The sequence below is a fragment of the Micromonospora sp. RV43 genome (assembly GCF_001029515.1).
Taxonomy (GTDB): domain Bacteria; phylum Actinomycetota; class Actinomycetes; order Mycobacteriales; family Micromonosporaceae; genus Micromonospora; species Micromonospora aurantiaca.
The window spans coordinates 61,478-78,730 of sequence record NZ_LEKG01000025.1 but is presented as its reverse complement, the minus strand read 5'-3'; the positions used below and the strand labels follow the sequence as shown (position 1 = coordinate 78,730).

Genomic DNA, 17,253 nt, shown 5'->3' with positions numbered 1-17,253 from the left:
CCGGGCGGTGAACGAGCCGGCGCCGGCGCCGAACGCGACGCCCTTGACCTTGATGTAGTCGCCGTTCTCGATCCAGCCGACGTTCCTCCCGCCCTCGCTCGACGGTTCCGTCTCGACGCCCGCGGACCAGGCGATCGTCTCCGCCTCCTGGCGCACGTACGGGTTGAGCGTGCCGACCTGCGGTGCGCCGGCGCTGGTCATGTTGATCGTCGGGATGGTGCCGTCGGAGCGGTAGCTGAACTTCTCCACCGCCACGGACCGGGTGAAGCCGCCGCCGCCCGGCAGCGCGCCGTTGTGGTAGAAGAAGTACGAGCCGCCGTTGAAGTCGATGATCGAGGCGTGGTTGGTGAAGCTGCCGCCCTGGCGGGGCATGATCGTGCCGCGGTAGGTCCACGGACCGGTCGGGCCGGGTGCGGTGGAGTAGCCGATGAACTCCGAGCAGCACTCGGCCGCGAAGACGTTGTAGTAGGTCCCGTTGCGCTTGTAGACCCAGGGCCCTTCCTCGTACAGCGTGGGACGGCTGGTGTTCCCGCTGCGGGCGCCGAAGCCCGCTGTGGTCAGCGGGATCTGGGTCGGGCCGCCGGAGAACGACACCATGTCGGCGTTCAGCCGCACGTACCAGAGGTTCGGGTTGCCCCAGTACAGGTACGCCTGCCCGGTGTCGTCGACGAAGGCGTGCGGGTCGATCTCACCGTTCTCCACCAGCGGACGGCCGATGGCGTCCCGGAACGGGCCGGTCGGGCTGTCGGAGACACCGACGCCGATCGCCATCCGGCCGGTGGCCCGGTTCTTGACCGGGACGTACCAGTAGAAGCGGCCGTTGCGGTAGACGGTCTGGCCGGCCCACGCGTCGGCGCTGGCCCAGCTGAAGGTGGCCAGGTTCATCGGCGAGCCGTGGTCGGTCCAGTTGACCATGTCGGCCGACGAGTAGACCCGCCACTCCTTCATGGTGAAGTAGGTCGAGCCGTCCTCGTCGTGGCCGGTGTAGAGGTAGACCCGGCCGTTGTGCACCAGCGCCGCCGGGTCGGCCGTGTAGATGGTCTGGACGACGGGGTTGTCCGCGTGGGCGACAGCAGGCGTCAGCGCGACCGCGCAGAGCATGCTCGCGAACAGCGCGACGCCGCGTCGCAGGAGTCTTCTGGTCATGACGGCCTCCTCGGTCAGGGCGTGATGCGGAAGGTGGCGTCCTGGCGGTCGCTCGCGCTCGACGCCGAGCCGAGTGGGTCGATCCGCAGCAGGTAGTTGGCGTGCCGCAGGTAGCGGTCCGGGAAGTTGTGCGACCGGAACGACGTCCACGAGGCGTCGGCGAGTCCCGCGGTGCGGTGGAAGGTGGCGTCCGCCCGGAACGTGGCCGACCCGTCGTTCGGGTCGAGGCGGATGGCGTAGTTGCTGTGCCGCAGGAAGCTGCCCGGCCGGTTCACCGACTCGAACGACACGGCGGCGGGGTCGGCCAGGCCGGCCACCATCCGCCACATCTGGTCCTGGTAGGGATCGAACGGGTACGCGTCGACGCGGCCGACCCCGTTGCTGTGCCGTACCACGTGGTCGGGCAGGTTCGACGACTTGAGCCGGACCCAGTTCGGGGTGCCCCACCGGGAGATCATCGCGTTGTACTCGGCGTCGCTGATACCGACGATCGAGCCGTGCTTGGCGTTCAGCGGCGGCGTGTAGTCGCGCTGGTTGAGCGCGGTCCACGAGTTGCCGCCGATGTTCGAGGTGGACCAGATGTAGTAGTCGGCGTTGACCGGGCTGAACGAGTCGCCCCAGAGCCGCCAGCCGCTGCCGTCGTTGTTCTTGACCAGCAGTGGCGCCTCGATCGCGTTGCCCTGCCGCAGTCCACTGGTGTACGTGGTGAAGCTGTTCGGCGCGCCGGTCGAGGAGCGGGCGCCGTGCAGCAGGCCGGTGGACAGGTTCTTGTAGTAGAGGTACGTGGTGCCGCCGTCGACGACGACGTCACCGTCGAGCACACCGAAGCCGGGGCTGAAGAACACCTGCTGCGGGCCGACTGTGACGAAATCGCTTGTGTAGTTGACCATCAGCACGTCGCCGCCGCTGTTGCAGGAGTAGACGATGCCGTACTGGCCGCGGCCGGCGTCCCAGAACGCCGTGGGCGCCCAGGTGTGCGAGCTGGGCAGCGTGTGCATCCGGATCCGGCGGTAGCCGGTGAGAGCGGTCAGGTCGGTCGAGTCCCACACGTGCAGGTACTGGCTGTTCAGGCCGAAGTTGGTGCCCTTGAGATCGGTGGCCAGGATGACGAACCTGCCGTCCTGCTTGCGGAACACGAACGGATCCCGCAGGCCCATCTGCCCCTGCGTCGGGGTGACCACCGGGTTGTTCTGGTTCAACGGCGTCCAGTTCAGACCGTCCCGGCTCACCGCCAGGTGCAGCCCGTAGTCCGCGCCCTGGAAGTTCGGCGTCTCGGTGAAGTAGGCCATCGCGTACGCGGTGTTCGCCGCCCAGGCCACGCCGGGAAGGCCGGTGACCGACGCCGCGGTGAGTGCGCCGGATGCGGCCACGGCCTTGATGAGTGCTCGTCGACTGATCGCCACGGATCGGAACCCCTCTGCCGCCACGCTCGTGCGCGTGGATGGGTGGGACGTGATGACGCGGGCCGGACCGGCGTCTGATGTCGGCAGGAAGGGCTGGTGTTAGCGCTAACAGGATGCTGCCCAGGCATCCTTTCCGTACGCGCTCCGCCACCCCACCGGCGCCGGGCTCCCGTCCGTGCGCCGCATCTGCCTATATGGACTCTCATGGATGGAGGCGTCGGCCGTCAAGATGTGACGAACAGGTTTCGCGAAAGTTCCCGCGGAAAGCCGGAGATCCACGACCCGACCCGGCGAAGTCCTCCGGGGCGCGAAATGTTATCGATAACCTTTCGCGGGCGGTCTGAGCGGCGCGTACTCGCCCTCGCGCCGCAGCCATAGACTTCCCTCGTGATCGAAGAAGGACCGCGGCCGCACCTGCGCAAGCCCCGGCGCGGTGACCTGCCCCTCGCGACGATCGCCGAACTCGCCGGAGTGTCCCCACCCACCGTCTCCAAGGTCCTCAACGGCCGGCGCGGGGTGGGCGAGCAGACCCGTCAGCGAGTGGAAGCCCTGCTCCGCGACCACGGCTACCGGCGACGGCAGACCACCGGCGCGGCCCTCTGCGTCGAGGTGGTCTTCCACCGGATGCTGTCCTCGATCGCCATGCAGATCCTGCGCGGCGTCCAGGAGGTCGCCGCCGCCCACGACCACACCGTCGGCTTCACCGACGTGCACCGGCTCGTGTCGGCCGGGCTGCCCTGGGCGGAGCAACTGCTGGTGCGGCAGCCGACCGCCGTCATCACGGCGTTCGCCCTGGTCACCGCCGAGGACGGCGAACGGTTCGAGGCCGACAGCATACCGCTGGTCGCCATCGACCCGACCGGCGACCTGTTCCCCACCCCCGCCGTCGGGTCCAACAACTGGAGCGGCGCGCTCGCCGCCACCCGGCACCTGCTCGAACTCGGCCATCGCCGGATCGGCGTGATCACCGGACCGGTCCGGGACCTGTCCGCGCGCGCCCGGCTGGACGGGTTCCACGCCGCGCTGGACTACGCCGGTGTCCCGTTCGACCAGAGCCTCGAACAGCGGGGCGTGTTCACCTTCGAGGACGGCCGCGACCTCGGCGCTCAGCTGCTCGCCCGGCCCGACCCGCCGACCGCTGTCGTCTGCGGCGACGACCTGCAGGCGATGGGCGTCTACGCGGCGGCCCGGGACGCCGGTCTGCGGATACCGGAGGATCTCAGCGTGGTGGGCTTCGACGACGTCGAGCAGGCGGCCTGGCTCGCGCCACCGCTGACCACGGTGCGGCAGCCGTTCGCCGAGATCGGCGCCACGGCCGCCCGGCTCGCCCTGACCCTGGCCGACGGCCGCGCCCCGGCCCAGGAGCGGTACGAACTCGGCACCACTCTCGTGGTACGGGCCAGCACCGCGCCGCCGTCGCGATGACCCCCGGCGGTCCTACCCCACCCGGACCGCGGCGTCCCGCATCAGCACTCCCCCACCCGTGCGCTCGACCCGGCGCGCCGAGCGGGGCGCCGGCGCGACCGGCCGGCCCACCCGGGCCACGTGCACGATCCGCTCCGGCGCCACGTCCAGCAGCGTGCCGAGCGCGTACCGGGTGGCGGCCACGTCGACGAGCTGACTGAGCGGATGCGCGGCCAGCCCGGCCGTGTGCAGCGTCAGCCACATCCGCATGAGCACGCGTCCGAACTCGACCTGCCCGGCCGCGTCCAGACCGGGCGGCGCGACGAGCGCCAGCACCCCGCCGCCCTGCGCCAGCGGGTCACCGCCCGCGGCGGCGAGCAGCCGGGGCAGCCCCAGCGGGCGCAACGCCGGGTACGCCGCGAGCGCCGCCCGCAGTCCGGTGGCAGCGGCCCGGCCCAGCCCGAGGCACCTGTCACTGAGCCCGTCCGCCCGGTAGCGCGGGCCCGACCGGTCCAGGCGCAGCCAGCGGCGCAGCTCCGCGACCACCGCCGGGTCGGCGTACACCTGCCGGTCGGCCGTGCGCAGCAGCGCGCGCAGCCGCCCGGCCGCCGGCACGGCACGGACCGCGCCACCGGCCCGCCGGGCGACCGCGTCCACGGCCGCGACCACGTCGGCGTCCGGGCCGCCGGTGAACCGGCCCCGGTGGGTACGCCGGTCCCACACGTCGGCGGTGCGGAACGGCGTCCGGTACGGCTGCCGTCCCGGCCGCAGCCGCCCCACCCGCCGGTCGGACTCGTCGTGGTCGGCGGCCCAGTCCAGCCGCAGCCCCGCGTCGGCGGCGACGATCAGGCAGGTCTCCACGAACGCGCCCAGCGACAGCCGCAGGTCGCGCCCGGTCGGGTCGCCCGCGGGAAGCGCGTCGGCCGGATCCCAGCCGACGGTGATCGCCCAGCGCTCGTAGCGCAGCCGCCACGGCTGGGTGTTGTGTGCGCTCGGCGCCCGCCAGCACAGCGGCTCCAGCGCGTGGAACGCGGCGAGGTCCATGCTCACCGCTCCCTGGCGTAGAACGTGTAGCCGTGCAGCGGGCGCCCGCCGAGGCGCCGGTACTGGGCCGCCGACGCCGGGTTGTCCCGCCCGACGTACGTGCTGCGCAGCGCCGCGTAGCCGCCGTCGTGCAGGTTGTGGTGCAGGTGCGCGGAGAGCAGCCGCTGGTAGCCGCGCCCCTGGAACTCCGGCACCACGCCCTTGACGATCAGCACCGCCTCCCGCCGGTACCGGCGGCGGCTGGCCAGCAGCCGCAGCTGGTTGACCGGGTTCAGGTCGCCGCGGACCGCGACCAGGAAGCCGCTGATGTCCGGCACGCAGAGCACGAACGCCACCGGCCGCCCGTCGCGGGTCAGGTAGAGCAGGAGCGACTCGTCCAGCAGGTACGCCAGGCCGTCGGTCTGCCGCCGCAGTTGCGCCGCGGAGATCGGCGTGTAGTAGCCGAGCTGGGCGAAGGAGTCGTTGAGCATCCGGCGCAGCAGGTCGAGCTGCTCGTCGAGCCGCCGCGTGTTCCCCCGGTGCAGTTCCAGCCGCGCGCCGTCGGGCTGGACCCCCAGCGCGGGCGGCGGCTCGACCGGCGGCGGGACCGGGCAGATCCACGTGTCGGAGACGAACCGCCCGGTGAACCCGTTCTCCTCGTACGCGTCCGGGTAGTACGGCGGGTTCCACGCGCTGTCCACGAAACCCCGGTCGGCGTACCCGGAGGTGATCACGCCGCCGGCCTGGTTGGGCAGCAGCGCCACCGGCCCGAACAGCAGGTCCCGGCCGGGCGTCGCGTACGCGCCGATCGCGTCGAACAGCGGCCGGGCAGCCGGCGCGGTGAACTCGGTGAGCCCGAACAGCTGGCAGCGGCGCCCCATCTCGGCGTCGAAGTCCGCGTCGGTGTGCAGCGTGGTCCGCCCGGCCACGGCGCCGGTGGCGTCGCGCAGCACGTACATCGGCACACCGTCGCGCCACCAGCGGCGGATCTGCTGCCGGGGCGTCGGCACGTACCGGGGCTCGTCGGCGTACAGCCGGTCGGTGAGGGCGAGGAAGTCGCGCAGGCCGCGCCGGCCGGTCACGCGCTCGAACCGGTGGCCGGTCACCGGCGCACCGCCGGTCCGGTCGTCTCCGCGCCCAGCGGCGTGAACCGCTCGATGTGGCCCATCGCGCCGTCCTCGGCCCGCCACGCGCCGTTGGAGTAGCCGTCCGGGGAGGCGGTGTAGAGCCGGATGAATCCGGCGGTGGCGTTGCGGTCGCCGTCGGTCAGCCACATCATCAGCTTGCGGTGGTGCCGGGTCCGGGCGAAGCGCAGCAGCGCGTCCCGGTCGGTGAAGAACGCGATCGTGCCGAGCGTCAGCGGGAACTGCCAGTAGACGGTGTGCCAGCAGTAGCCGGACATCCGGCGCATGTCGCGCACCATCCGGATCCAGTCGGGGGCCAGGCGCAGCAGCACCAGCGGGTTCGCGTACCGGGTGCCGCCGATGAACATGGCGCCGGCGCGGGCCTGCGCGGGGGCGCGGGAGAAGTCACGGGTACGCATCGCTCACCTCACCAGGTAGACGTTCTTGAGCTTCTGCATGTCGGCGAACGGGCCGCCGCCGGTTTCGTACAGCTCGACCCGCAGGTCGCCGGCGGTCGGGTCCTCCACCAGGGACTGCGCGAAGTCCCGCGACACCGAGGTCAGGTGCGCGCGTACCCCGTCGCGGCAGGCGTCGGCGAGCGCCGCGCGTGCCGCGGCGTCCAGCGGACGGCGCAGCTCGACGTGGATCACCGGCCGGGTCTCCAGCGCCGCGTCCTCGTGCAGCGTCAGACAGAACCTGTTGATCTCGGCGGCGTACGGGTTGCCGGTGTAGAGGCCGTACTCGACGTCCTGCGGGTAGAGGTTCGCGCCCAGGTAGGACACGGTGGAGTCGCTGCGGCCGAACAACAGCAGCAGCGGCAGCGTCATCCGCTCCTCCGCCACCGCGGTACGGAACTCGGCGCGGCGTACCGGGTCGGCGTTGGCCAGCTCGACGATCCGCCGGTACGGCACCAGCAGCGCCTCGTCGCCGACGTTGTAGCGCAGCCGGGGCTGGAGCACGTGCGGGCTGGCCACAGTGCAGAGCAGTTCCCGCCGCTCGTTCGTCTCCAGGTAGGTGGCGAACGGGTTGTACTGGAACACCATCGGCAGCCGCTGCTCGCCGCGGCCGAGCAGTTCCGCGCGCAGTCCCGCGTCGGTGCGCAGCCGCCGCCGCAGCCACACCGTGAACCGGGTCTCCGCGCCGATGCCGATGGTCAGGTCCGACGCCCCGTACGCCGAGCGCACCCGCACGAACCGCTGTTCCAGGTAGTCGCGCAGTGCCTCGGTCATCCCCTCCCCGCCGCAGCTGGCGAAGATCCGGTACCGCGACCACTGGAAGTCCTCGGCGTCGAGCCGGTCCCGCAGGTGCTTGAGGAACGGCGGGTACGCGGTCACCAGGTAGTCGTGGCCGGGACCGAACTCGCGCAGCGTGTCGACGATCTTCCCGAGGTCCGGGCCGGTGTTCTTCACGGTCGCGATCCGGGCCATCGCCGCGCCGGTGGTGGTGCCGGTCGCCCAGGCGCCCATCGAGTACGCGTTGATCACGAACGGCCGGCGCATCGGGAACGCCAGTCCGGTGTAGCCGGCGATGTCCCGGTGCACCGCCCGCAGTTCCCGCTCGCCGCGCGGCCAGTTGAACGGCCGCCCGGACGAGCCGGCCGACTCGTCGACCACCACGCCCCGCTCCGGCATCCGCCCGTCCCGGCAGCGGGCGGAGGCGTCGTACGCCATGACGTACCCGTGCTTGTCGGTCTCCGGGAAGTCCCGCAGCCGGCGGCGCAGGCCGCCCGGGCGGGCCCGCAGGAACGCCTGGTAAGCCGGCACCCGCCGGGCGGCCCGCACGCAGGTCGACCGCGCGTTCGCGGCGGCGAGCCGGTCGAGGACCGGGTGGTGGCGCCGGGCCAGCCAGCGCCAGCCGGCCGGGTGGTGGGCGACGAGCCGGGCCAGCGCGGCGACCGCGCGGCCGGCGGGGGCCAGCGCGGCCTCGGCGGGCAGGGGCGTGTCGACGGTACGTGCAGCGGCGTGTCGGTGCAGCGTCTCGGCCATGACAAGCATCCTGTCGACGCCGCCGCGCCCGCACATGAGCGACGGGACGGTACTGCGCTGAGTACGCGTACCCAGTCACCGCCGGATGGCGAGTCGAGCTCGTCATCATTACCGCCAGTCACCATCGCGACACATCTCTAGCCCGCCGCCGGGGGCCGGTGAAGACTCCGCCGCATGGAGAACGTGGAGCGTGAGCGCACGAACGAGCGCTTCGAGAAGGTGGCCGAGGAGACCTCGGAGACCGTGACCCACGCGGCCACGGTGCTGGAGGAGGAACTCGCGGCGGGGCTGGCCGGCGCTCGGAGGCTCGAGGAGAAGCTGACCGAGAGCCGGCGCGTGGACCCGGAGGCGTTCGACGAGCTCGTCGCCCGGGTCCGCACCGACGGGCACGCCCTGATCGACACCGTGGTCGGGCAACTGAAGATGGCCGACGACCAGCGCGGCGAGGTGATCCGGCGATACACCTCGGACGCGCACGACGCGCTGGACACCGTACTCAATCTGGCGCGGCTGGCCCCCGAGGTCGCAAACGGTCTCGCGGACCGGCTGGCGTCGCCGGCCCCGAAGCGGCCGACGGACCGGTAGCCGCGCGATGGCGCCGACCACCGGGGTGGCCGGCGGGCACGTGGAACGGATGCTGGAGCGCTATCGCGGGCTCGCCCTCGGCGCGCTGCTCGACGACGTGCCCGACGGCGGCCCGCGATACCTCTACGACCTGGTCGCGGAGTACCCACGGCGGTGGGGCAAGGGGCTGCGCGCCGCGCTGTGCCTGGCCACGTGCCGGGCGTTCGGCGGCGGCGACGCGGTGGGCCTCAACGCCGCCGTGACTGTGGAGCTGTTCCACAACGCCTTCCTCATCCACGACGACATCCAGGACTCCAGCGAGCAGCGGCGCGGCGGGCGGACGCTGCACGCCGAGTACGGCGTGGGCGTGGCCCTGAACGTCGGCAACATGACGAACCTGCTGGCGTTGCGACGGTTGGCGGCGAATCGGGCGGCGCTCGGCTCCGGGATCGCCTGGCGGCTGTTCACCGAGACCGAGCTGATGATGCGCCACTCGCTGGAGGGGCAGGCCATCGAGATCGGCTGGATCCGGGACAACGTGTGCGACCTGGACGCCGACGACTACTACCGGATGTGCCTGAAGAAGACGTCCTGGTACACGTGCATCTACCCGTGCCGCACCGGCATCCTCGTGGCGACCGGCCGGGAGAACGCCGTCGACGTGCTGGACCGCTACGGCTGGTACCTGGGTGCGGCGTTCCAGATCCAGGACGACGCGCTCAACCTCACCGGCGACTACGCCCGGTACGGCAAGGAGATCGCCGGTGACCTGTGGGAGGGCAAGCGCACGCTGATCCTGATCGACTTCATGCGGCGGTGCACACCGGAGGAACGCGAACGGCTCGTGCGCCTGCTGAGCCGGACCCGTGCGGAGCGCACCGACGCCGAGGTGCGCTGGCTGCACGGGCGGCTGCTCGCGTACGACTGTGTGGAGTCGGCGCGGCGCAGCGCCCGGGATCTCGCGCTGGCCGCCCGGCGCGAGGGTGAGCGGGCGCTCGGCGACGCTGCCGACACCGACGACGGCCGGTTCCTGCTGGAGCTGACCGACTACGTGGTGGAACGCGCCCGTTAGGCGCCCAGGATCCCGCGCAGCCAGGTGAGTTGTTCGCGCTGATGCTCGGCCTCGCCGCCCTCGTGGTCGTTGAACTCGTACACCCGCACGTCCTTGTCGCCGCCGTAGCGGTGGTAGGCGGCGAAGCAGGTGGACGGCGGGCAGACCTGGTCGCGCAGCGCGATCGAGAACAGCGCCGGCGCGGTCGCGCGCGGCACGAGCACTGCGGCGTCCAGGTAGGACAGCGTGCGGAACACCTGGCCGGCGCGGTCGCGGTGCAGCGCGAGGTAGTCGACGACCTCGGCGTACGGGCTGTCCGGCCCGGCGACGCGCACGCCCCGGCGGATGTCGCAGAGGAACGGCACGTCCGGCATGACGCCGACGACGTCCGGGCACAGCGCGCCGGCGGCCAGGGCCAGGCCGCCGCCCTGGCTGAAGCCGGTGACCGCCACCCGCGCGGGGTCGACGGCCGGGTGCCGCCGGGCCGCCTCGGCGAAGCGCACCGCGTCGGTGATCAGCCGCCGGTAGTAGTGGTCGGCCGGGTCGGCGACGCCCCGGGTGAGGAAGCCGGGCACGGTGCCGGCCGGGTAGGGGTGCGGGTCGGGCGTGCCGCCGGTGGCGGCGCTCCAGCCCTGGCCCCGGCTGTCCATGATCAGGTGCGCGAAGCCCGCCGCCGCCCAGAACAGCTTCTCGTGCGGCAGGCCGCGGCCCCGGCCGTAGCCGAGGTACTCGACCACGCAGGGCAGCGGCCCGGCGGCCCCGGCGGGCAGGTGCAGCCATCCGCGTACCGGCTCGCCGCCGAAACCGGGGATCGTGGCCGCGTACGTCCGGATCTGGGTCAGCCCGGTGTCGACCGGCTCGTAGACCGCCGCCGCCGGGTCGCCACCGCCGTCGAGCGTGCGCGCCCAGAACGCGTCCAGGTCCGCCGGCACGTCCAGCTCCGGCCGGTACGCGAGGCAGCCGGCCAGGTCGAGGTCGGTCAGCGGCACGACGCGGCCTCCTGCACGGCGGCGGCGAACCAGCCGGTGATGGTGCTCGGGTGGGTGATGGCGGTGCCGACAACGACCGTCCACGCGCCCGCCCGCAGCGCCTGCGCGGCCTGCTCGGGCGTGTGGATGCGCCCCTCGGCGACCACCGGGACGTCCACCGCGGCGGCGAGCCGGGCGACCAGGTCCAGGTCCGGTCCGTCGCCCTTGGTGGTGTACGCGGTGTAGCCGGCGAGCGTGGTGCCGACCAGGTCGGCGCCGGCGGCGGCCGCCGCGATGCCCTCGTCCAGCGTGGAGCAGTCGGCCATCACCAGCGCGCCGGTGCGCTCGTGCACGGCCGCGATCGTGTCGGCGAGGGTGCGGCCGTCGGGCCGGGGCCGGGACGTGCCGTCGAGCGCGACGACGTGCGCCCCGGCGTCGGCGACGGCGAGCGCGTGCTCCAGCGTCGGGGTGATGAAGACGTCGTCGTCGCCGTCCTTCCAGAGCCCGATCAGCGGCAGGTCCACCGCCGCGCGGATGGCGGCGATGTCAGCCAGTCCCTGGGCGCGGATGCCGGCGGCGCCGCCCCGGGCGGTGGCGAGCGCGACCCGGCGCATGGTGTCCGGGTCGCGCATGGGCTCACCCGGGTACGCCTGGCAGGAGACGACCAGGCGGTCACGGAGCTGGTCGACGAGCGCGTTCATGAGACCTTCCAGGCGAGCGAGGCGGCGCCGAGCAGCGGCGCGTCGGGGCCGAGGGTGGAGGCGAGCACGGGCACGCCGGCCAGGCCGGGCAGCGTCTCGGCGCGCACCGCGTCGCGCAGCGCCCGCCACCACGGCTCACCGAGGCCGGTGACGCCGCCGCCGATCACCACGGCGGCGGGGTCGAGCACGTTGACCAGGCCGCCGACGGCGGAACCGGCAGCCGAGCCGCCGAGCCGGACGACCTCCCGGGCCGCCTCGTCGCCGTCCGCGGCGAGCGCGGCGACGGCCCGCAGGTCGGCCACCGGCCGGCCGGTACGCCGGACGTACTCGGCGGTGAGTGCGGGACCGGCGGCGATCGCCTCCAGGTGCCCGCGCCCGCCGCACGTGCAGGCAAGCGTTCCGGCGTACGGGGACGGCTGGTGCCCGGCGTGCCCGGCGGCGCTGTGCGCACCGGCGAGCACTGTGTCGCCGAGGACGAACGACGCCCCGACGCCGGTGCCGACGGCAACGTAGAGCACTGTGTCGTACCCGGCGGCGGCGCCGTGACGCGCCTCGCCCAACGCGTGGGCGTGCACGTCGTTGATCACGGTGACCGGCACGCCCAGGCGCCGGCTCAGGTCGCCGCGCAAATCCGTGCCGGTCCACCCGGTCAGCACGTCGGTGGCGGACAGCACCAGGCCGGAGCCGCTGTCGATGACTCCGGCGCTGCCGACGCCGAGCGCCCGTACGACGCCCGGCGCTTCCGCCCGCAGCTTCTCCACCAGGCCGGCGGCGGTGTCGAGCACCGCGGCGGCGCCGGAGCGCCCAGGCGTCGGCGCGGTGCGCCGGCCGACGACCTCGCCGGAGGCGGTGACCAGGGCGGCGGTGGTCTTGGTGCCGCCGATGTCGAGCGCGGCGACCAGACCGGTCGTGCTCACCTCGGGCATGGTCAGAGCAGCCCGGCCAGTTCCAGCTGGGTACGCACGCGGCCCGTCTCGGCGGCGTCCAGCGGCCGCAGCGGCAGCGACACCGCGTTGCCGGCGATGACGCCGAGCAGGGACAGCGCGGTCTTGAACGCGCCGACGCCCCGGGTGGCGCCCGCCGAGGTGGCCGGGTCGGCCGCGTCGACGATGCGGAACAGCCGGGTCAGACGGTCCTGCTCCCGGCGGGCGGCGGCCCAGTCGCCGGCCATGCAGGCGCGGTGCAGCCGCACGTACCCGGCCGGGTCCACGTTGCCCAGTCCGGGCACCGAGCCGGAGCCGCCCGCGAGCATCATCGCGTCGACCACCACCTCGTGGCCGGTGAGCAGGCTGAAGTCGCGCTCCGGCGCGTGCTCGGCGACGGCGAGCGCCAGCTGGCGGAACGCGACGTCGTCACCGCTGGAGTCCTTGACACCTGCGAGCACGCCGTCGGCGGCGAGCCGGGTCAGCAGGTCGACGGAGAGCTTGCTGTGCACGCAGACCGGGATGTCGTACGCCAGCAGGGGAAGCTCGACCGCCGCGGCGACCGCGCGGAAGTGCCGCTCGATCTCGTGCGGGCCGACGATGGCGTAGAACGGCGCGGTCACGACCAGGCCGTCCGCGCCCAGCCGGGTGGACGCCTCGGCCCGCTCCACGACCCGGCGCGTGGTGGGTTCGATGCAGCCGGCGATGACCGGCACGGCACCGCCGGAGGTCTTCACGATGGTCTCCAGGGCCAGGTCCCGCTGCCGGTCGGTGAGGAAGACCGTCTCGCCGGAGCTGCCGAGGGCGAAGATGCCGTCGACGCCGGCGTCGAGCAGCCACTCGACCAGCCGTTCCAACGAGTGGACGTCGACCTCGCCCTCATCGGTCAGGGGGGTCACGGCCGGCGGCACGACTCCGGCGAACCGCGGGGCTGGGGTGGTCACAGGTTCTCCTCGACAGACTCAGTTGTGGTGCGGCCGGTCGCCGAGGTGGCGAGCGCGACCAGTTCGGTGTTGGCGGTTCCGGCGGGCACCGGGTGGTGGCAGCGGAACTCGTGGCCCTCGCCCTCGGCGGGGCGCGGTGCCGGCATGTCCACGGCGCAGCCGTCGGTGGCGGCCCAGCAGCGGGTCCGGAACGGGCAGCCGCTCGGCGGCCGGGTGGCCGACGGGACCGGGCCGACGAGCGGAATGGGCTCGATCGGGGAGAGCAGGCCCGGCGTGGCCGAGAACAACGCCCGGGTGTACGGGTGCCGGCCACCCTCGGGCAGCAGGTCGGCGGGCGTCTGCTCGACGATGCGGCCCAGGTACATGGTGACGACCCGGTCGCTGACCCGCTTGACGGTCTGGATGTCGTGCGACACCAGCACCATCGCCAGGCCGAGCCGGTCCTTGAGGTCCAGCAGCAGGTTGAGGATCTGGGCCCGCACCGACACGTCGAGCGCGCTCGTCGGCTCGTCGGCGATGACCAGTCCCGGTTCCAGGGCCAGCGCGCGGGCGATTGACACCCGCTGGCGCTGGCCGCCGGAGAGCTGGCTGGGCAGCACGTCGGCGACCGAGCGGGGCAGGCCCACCAGGGCCATCAGCTCGGCCACCCGCTGCTCGCGCTGCTGCCGGGTGCCCCGGCGGTGCACGTCGAGCGGGTCGCGCAGGATGTCGCGTACCGGCATACGGCGGTTCAGCGAGGTGGCCGGGTCCTGGAAGATCATGCCGACGCCTGCGCCGATGTGCTCACGCCGCTCGGCGGCGCTCATCGACCACACGTCCTTGCCGGCGAACGACACCGTGCCGGCGGTCGGCCGTTGCAGGCCGACGAGCACCTTTGCGAGCGTCGACTTGCCGCAGCCGGACTCGCCCACGATGCCGACCGTCTCGCCGGCCCGGATGACCAGGTCGGCGCCGGTGAGCGCGTAGACCTTCTCCCGGCTGAACATGCCGCCGCCGCGCGCGGCGTGCACCACGTGCACGTCGCTCAGCTCGGCGATCGGCCGGTGCTCGGCGGTGGCGCTCATCGGGCCGGCTCCTTCTCGCTGACGGTGACGGCGGGGTGGTGGCAGGCGTACCCGTGGCCGTCCGTGCCCTCCAGGGCGGGTGCGGTGTCCCGGCAGATCTCGGTCGCCATCGGACAGCGGTCGGAGAACCGGCAGCCCTTCGGGAAGTCGGCGGGTGACGGCACCACGCCGCGGATCTGGGTGAGCCGTTCCGCGCCGGTCTCCAGGGACAGGACGGAACCGAGCAGGCCGCGGGCGTAGTGGTGGGCGGGTGCCTCCATCACGTCGGCGGTCACGCCGGTCTCCACGATCTGCCCGCCGTACATCACCACGACCCGGTCGGAGACGTCGCTGACCAGGGCGAGGTCGTGGCTGACCAGGATGAGGGCGAAGCCGAGCCGCTCGCGCAGGTCCAGCAGCAGCTTCATCACCTGGGCCTGCACGGTGACGTCGAGCGCGGTGGTCGGCTCGTCCGCGATGATCAGCTTCGGGTCGCGGGACAGCGCCATGGCGATCACCACGCGCTGCCGCTGCCCTCCGGACAGCTCGTGCGGGTACGCGGCGAGCGTGCGCTGCGGGTCCAGTCCGACCAGCCGCATCAGTTCCTCGGCCGAGCGGGTGCCGCCGCGGCGGATCATCTGGGCGAGCTGGGTGCCGACTCGCAGCGCCGGGTTCAGCGCCGACAGCGCGTCCTGGTAGACCATGGCGATCTCGCGGCCCATCAGGGCGCGGCGGCCCTTGGCGTTCAGCTTCAGCAGGTTCGTGTCCTGGAAGCGGATCTCGCCGCGTACCCGGGCGCCCTGCGGCAGCAGGCCCATCACCGCGAGGACGCTCAGCGACTTGCCCGAGCCGGACTTCCCCACCAGGCCGACGACCTCGCCGGGGCGGACGTCGAAGGAGAGCCCGTCGACGATGTCCACGCCGCGGTGGCGGCCCTCGAAGCCGATGGACAGGTCGCTGACCTGAAGGACCGGCTTGCCCTGCGGCAGCGGACGGGCGCGTTCGCGCAGCCGCTGCGCCGCCTCGGCGAGACCCGGCAGCTCGACCACCTCACCGGTGCCGGGCTTCGCCTGCTCCAGCGCGTCACCGCTGGTGGTGGACGTGGCACGGCGCGCGGCCGGGGCGGCCCACGCGTCGGACATGCCCTCGGAGAGCACGTTGAGCGCCAGCACGGTGAGCAGGATCAGCAGGCCGGGGAAGAACGTGGCCCACCAGCCGCCGATCTGCACCATCTCCTTGCCGAACGCGATCACCGAGCCCCACGAGGAGGCCGCCTCCTGCGGGGCGAGACCGCCGCCGATGAAGGACAGCGACGCTTCGAAGACGATCGCGTCGGCCACCATGACGGTGACGAAGACGAGGATCGGGGCGGCGCAGTTGCGCAGGACGTGCCGCCAGAGGATGTGCGGTCGCCGGGCACCGATGATGCGCTCGGCGGCCACGTAGTCCTCGCCGTACTGGGACAGCACGTTGGCGCGGACGATGCGCGCGACCGACGGCGTGAACACGAAGCCGATCGCGATCACGAGGACCAGCAGGCTGTTCTTGCCGAACGAGATGATCAGCAGCGCGGAGAGCACGATCGTGGGGAAGGCCATGACCACGTCGAGGCAGCGCATGATGATCTCGTCGACGACTGTGCGGCTGCTGCCGGCGACGGCGCCGAGGATCGCGCCGAGCACCAGCGCGATGCCGGCCGCGCCGAACCCGACGATCAGGGAGCGCCGGGTGCCGGCGACCAGCCGGGAGAAGACGTCGCGGCCGAGCTTGTCCAGGCCGAACCAGAAGTCGCCGTTCGGGCCGGTCAGCGCCGGTCCGAGCCCGGTCTGGGTGGGGTCGTGGCGCAGCAGCAGCGGGGCGAGCACGCCGACCACGACGATGAGCGCGACGAAGCCGAGCGCGAACCGGGCCGCGAGTCCGAGCCGGGCGAAGGCCATGCCGGGGCGGGACAGCCGCGTGGTGAGGGACCGGCGCATCAGTGGCCTCCGCGCAGTCGGGGGTTGGCGAAGAGGTAGAGGATGTCGACGACCAGGTTCACCAGGACGAAGCACAGCGCGATGGTCAGCACGGTGCCCTGGGCCAGCGCGGTGTCGTTCTGCTGGACGGCGCTCATGATCTGGGTGCCCATGCCTGGTAGCGAGAAGATGGCCTCGATGACGACGGTGCCGCCGATGAGGTAGCCGATCCGCAGGCCGAGCGCGGTGAGCGGGTTGACCAGCGCGTTGCGCAGCACGTTGCGGCCGATCACGACGCGCGGCGGCAGTCCGGCGCCGATCGCGGTACGGACGTAGTCCTTGTCGAGTTCCTCGACCATCGACGTGCGGACGATGCGGGCCAGCGAGCAGCCGACCGGTACGGCCAGCGCCAGAGCGGGCATGGCCAGCGACTGCAACCACAGACCGACCGAGTCGGCGGGGTTGACGTAGCCGCCGGTCGGGAAGATCGGTCGGCGGACGGAGAACTCCTGGATGAACAGCAGGGCCAGCCAGAACGAGGGCGTGGCGATGCCGGCCATGGAGACGATCCGGATGACCTGGTCGGGCCAGCGGTCCCGGTACAGGGCGGCCGGGATGCCGAGCGCCAGTGCGATGACGAGCGCGCCGGCGACGCCGAGCGCGGTGAGCTGGATGGTCAGCGGCAGCGCCATGGCGATCTTCTCGGCGACCGGGACCGACGGCGGGAACGTCATGCCCAGGTCGCCGCGGACGAGGTCGCCGAGGAAGTGCAGGTAGCGCAGCGGCAGCGGGTCGTTCAGGCCGTTGGCGGCACGGAACGCCTCGACCTGCGCCGGCGTGGCCTGGTCACCGAGGACTGACAACGCCGGGTCGATCGGGGAGAACTGCATGATCACGAAGACGAAGAGCGTGATGCCCAGCACCAGGGGGATCAGCGTCAGGAATCGTCGTGCGACCAGGTTCAGGACGGTCAGCATGGATTCTCTTTCTCGTGGCGGGGCGCCGGGACGTCCCGCCCG

16 protein-coding genes are annotated in these 17,253 nt (G+C 72.8%); 3 read left to right on the top strand and 13 right to left on the bottom strand.

The annotated features are described in order from the left end of the window. Together ABD52_RS09150 and ABD52_RS09145 are read right to left on the bottom strand one after the other, a co-directional pair. On the bottom strand, positions 1-1,101 hold a 1,101-nt coding region (locus ABD52_RS09150; protein WP_235437415.1), incomplete at its 3' end, for a glycoside hydrolase family 43 protein. Between the two features lie 59 nt (positions 1,102-1,160). Then, complete coding sequence (locus ABD52_RS09145; RefSeq protein ID WP_013285850.1) at positions 1,161-2,549, bottom strand: glycoside hydrolase family 43 protein; 1,389 nt, start codon at positions 2,547-2,549, stop codon at positions 1,161-1,163. A 387-nt stretch (positions 2,550-2,936) separates the two neighbouring features. On the opposite strand from ABD52_RS09145, the gene ABD52_RS09140 reads away from it, so the two are divergent. Then, positions 2,937-3,974, top strand: coding sequence for a LacI family DNA-binding transcriptional regulator (locus ABD52_RS09140; RefSeq protein ID WP_047891521.1), 1,038 nt, complete (start codon positions 2,937-2,939; stop codon positions 3,972-3,974). A 12-nt stretch (positions 3,975-3,986) separates the two neighbouring features. Here the strand turns inward: ABD52_RS09140 and ABD52_RS09135 are convergent, their stop codons facing one another. The 4 genes from ABD52_RS09135 to ABD52_RS09120 are packed head-to-tail and all read right to left on the bottom strand — an operon-like array spanning position 3,987 to position 8,085. After that, positions 3,987-4,997 carry a nitroreductase gene (locus ABD52_RS09135; protein WP_047891520.1) on the bottom strand — a complete coding sequence of 337 codons (1,011 nt, stop codon included), beginning with the start codon at positions 4,995-4,997 and terminating at the stop codon, positions 3,987-3,989. A gap of 2 nt (positions 4,998-4,999) precedes the next feature. After that, positions 5,000-6,082 carry a GNAT family N-acetyltransferase gene (locus ABD52_RS09130; protein ID WP_047891519.1) on the bottom strand — a complete coding sequence of 361 codons (1,083 nt, stop codon included), beginning with the start codon at positions 6,080-6,082 and terminating at the stop codon, positions 5,000-5,002. Further along, entirely contained in the window at positions 6,079-6,519 is a 441-nt protein-coding gene (locus tag ABD52_RS09125) for a hypothetical protein (RefSeq protein ID WP_013285846.1), read from the bottom strand. Before ABD52_RS09125 ends, ABD52_RS09130 begins: the two co-directional genes overlap by 4 nt. A gap of 3 nt (positions 6,520-6,522) precedes the next feature. Beyond that, positions 6,523-8,085, bottom strand: a complete 1,563-nt coding sequence (locus ABD52_RS09120) for a phenylacetate--CoA ligase family protein (protein WP_047891518.1) — start codon at positions 8,083-8,085, stop codon at positions 6,523-6,525. Between the two features lie 174 nt (positions 8,086-8,259). On the opposite strand from ABD52_RS09120, the gene ABD52_RS09115 reads away from it, so the two are divergent. Together ABD52_RS09115 and ABD52_RS09110 are read left to right on the top strand one after the other, a co-directional pair. After that, positions 8,260-8,670 (top strand): hypothetical protein, encoded by a 411-nt coding sequence (locus tag ABD52_RS09115; protein WP_013477142.1) that lies wholly within the window; start codon positions 8,260-8,262, stop codon positions 8,668-8,670. Between the two features lie 7 nt (positions 8,671-8,677). Further along, complete coding sequence (locus ABD52_RS09110; protein WP_047891517.1) at positions 8,678-9,721, top strand: polyprenyl synthetase family protein; 1,044 nt, start codon at positions 8,678-8,680, stop codon at positions 9,719-9,721. Here the strand turns inward: ABD52_RS09110 and ABD52_RS09105 are convergent. Genes ABD52_RS09105 through ABD52_RS09075 form a run of 7 tightly spaced genes read right to left on the bottom strand, consistent with a single transcriptional unit; the run spans position 9,718 to position 17,211 of the window. Then, positions 9,718-10,689, bottom strand: coding sequence for an acetylxylan esterase (locus ABD52_RS09105; protein WP_047891516.1), 972 nt, complete (start codon positions 10,687-10,689; stop codon positions 9,718-9,720). The genes ABD52_RS09110 and ABD52_RS09105 overlap by 4 nt on opposite strands. Beyond that, positions 10,680-11,369 carry an N-acetylmannosamine-6-phosphate 2-epimerase gene (locus tag ABD52_RS09100; RefSeq protein ID WP_030268955.1) on the bottom strand — a complete coding sequence of 230 codons (690 nt, stop codon included), beginning with the start codon at positions 11,367-11,369 and terminating at the stop codon, positions 10,680-10,682. The genes ABD52_RS09105 and ABD52_RS09100 overlap by 10 nt, the downstream gene beginning before the upstream one ends. Next, a complete protein-coding gene (locus ABD52_RS09095) occupies positions 11,366-12,295 on the bottom strand; it encodes an ROK family protein (RefSeq protein ID WP_047891515.1) in 930 nt (309 codons plus the stop codon). The genes ABD52_RS09100 and ABD52_RS09095 overlap by 4 nt, the downstream gene beginning before the upstream one ends. A gap of 2 nt (positions 12,296-12,297) precedes the next feature. Further along, the gene (locus ABD52_RS09090; RefSeq protein WP_047891514.1) at positions 12,298-13,236 is read right to left on the bottom strand and encodes a dihydrodipicolinate synthase family protein; all 939 of its coding nucleotides are present in this window, start codon (positions 13,234-13,236) and stop codon (positions 12,298-12,300) included. Further along, positions 13,233-14,300 carry an ABC transporter ATP-binding protein gene (locus ABD52_RS09085; RefSeq protein ID WP_013285838.1) on the bottom strand — a complete coding sequence of 356 codons (1,068 nt, stop codon included), beginning with the start codon at positions 14,298-14,300 and terminating at the stop codon, positions 13,233-13,235. The genes ABD52_RS09090 and ABD52_RS09085 overlap by 4 nt, the downstream gene beginning before the upstream one ends. Beyond that, positions 14,297-16,255 (bottom strand): dipeptide/oligopeptide/nickel ABC transporter permease/ATP-binding protein, encoded by a 1,959-nt coding sequence (locus tag ABD52_RS09080; RefSeq protein WP_047891513.1) that lies wholly within the window; start codon positions 16,253-16,255, stop codon positions 14,297-14,299. Before ABD52_RS09080 ends, ABD52_RS09085 begins: the two co-directional genes overlap by 4 nt. After that, entirely contained in the window at positions 16,255-17,211 is a 957-nt protein-coding gene (locus tag ABD52_RS09075; RefSeq protein WP_047891512.1) for an ABC transporter permease, read from the bottom strand. Before ABD52_RS09075 ends, ABD52_RS09080 begins: the two co-directional genes overlap by 1 nt. Positions 17,212-17,253 lie beyond the last annotated feature (42 nt).

Bases quoted from the DNA above. Each gene is read 5' to 3' on its own strand.
- ABD52_RS09080 (WP_047891513.1), bottom strand. From the start codon at position 16,255: ATGCGCCGGTCCCTCACCACGCGGCTGTCCCGCCCCGGCATGGCCTTC.
- ABD52_RS09120 (WP_047891518.1), bottom strand. From the start codon at position 8,085: ATGGCCGAGACGCTGCACCGACACGCCGCTGCACGTACCGTCGACACG.
- ABD52_RS09135 (WP_047891520.1), bottom strand. From the start codon at position 4,997: ATGGACCTCGCCGCGTTCCACGCGCTGGAGCCGCTGTGCTGGCGGGCG.
- ABD52_RS09085 (WP_013285838.1), bottom strand. From the start codon at position 14,300: ATGAGCGCCACCGCCGAGCACCGGCCGATCGCCGAGCTGAGCGACGTG.
- ABD52_RS09075 (WP_047891512.1), bottom strand. From the start codon at position 17,211: ATGCTGACCGTCCTGAACCTGGTCGCACGACGATTCCTGACGCTGATC.
- ABD52_RS09110 (WP_047891517.1), top strand. From the start codon at position 8,678: ATGGCGCCGACCACCGGGGTGGCCGGCGGGCACGTGGAACGGATGCTG.
- ABD52_RS09115 (WP_013477142.1), top strand. From the start codon at position 8,260: ATGGAGAACGTGGAGCGTGAGCGCACGAACGAGCGCTTCGAGAAGGTG.
- ABD52_RS09125 (WP_013285846.1), bottom strand. From the start codon at position 6,519: ATGCGTACCCGTGACTTCTCCCGCGCCCCCGCGCAGGCCCGCGCCGGC.
- ABD52_RS09100 (WP_030268955.1), bottom strand. From the start codon at position 11,369: ATGAACGCGCTCGTCGACCAGCTCCGTGACCGCCTGGTCGTCTCCTGC.
- ABD52_RS09095 (WP_047891515.1), bottom strand. From the start codon at position 12,295: ATGCCCGAGGTGAGCACGACCGGTCTGGTCGCCGCGCTCGACATCGGC.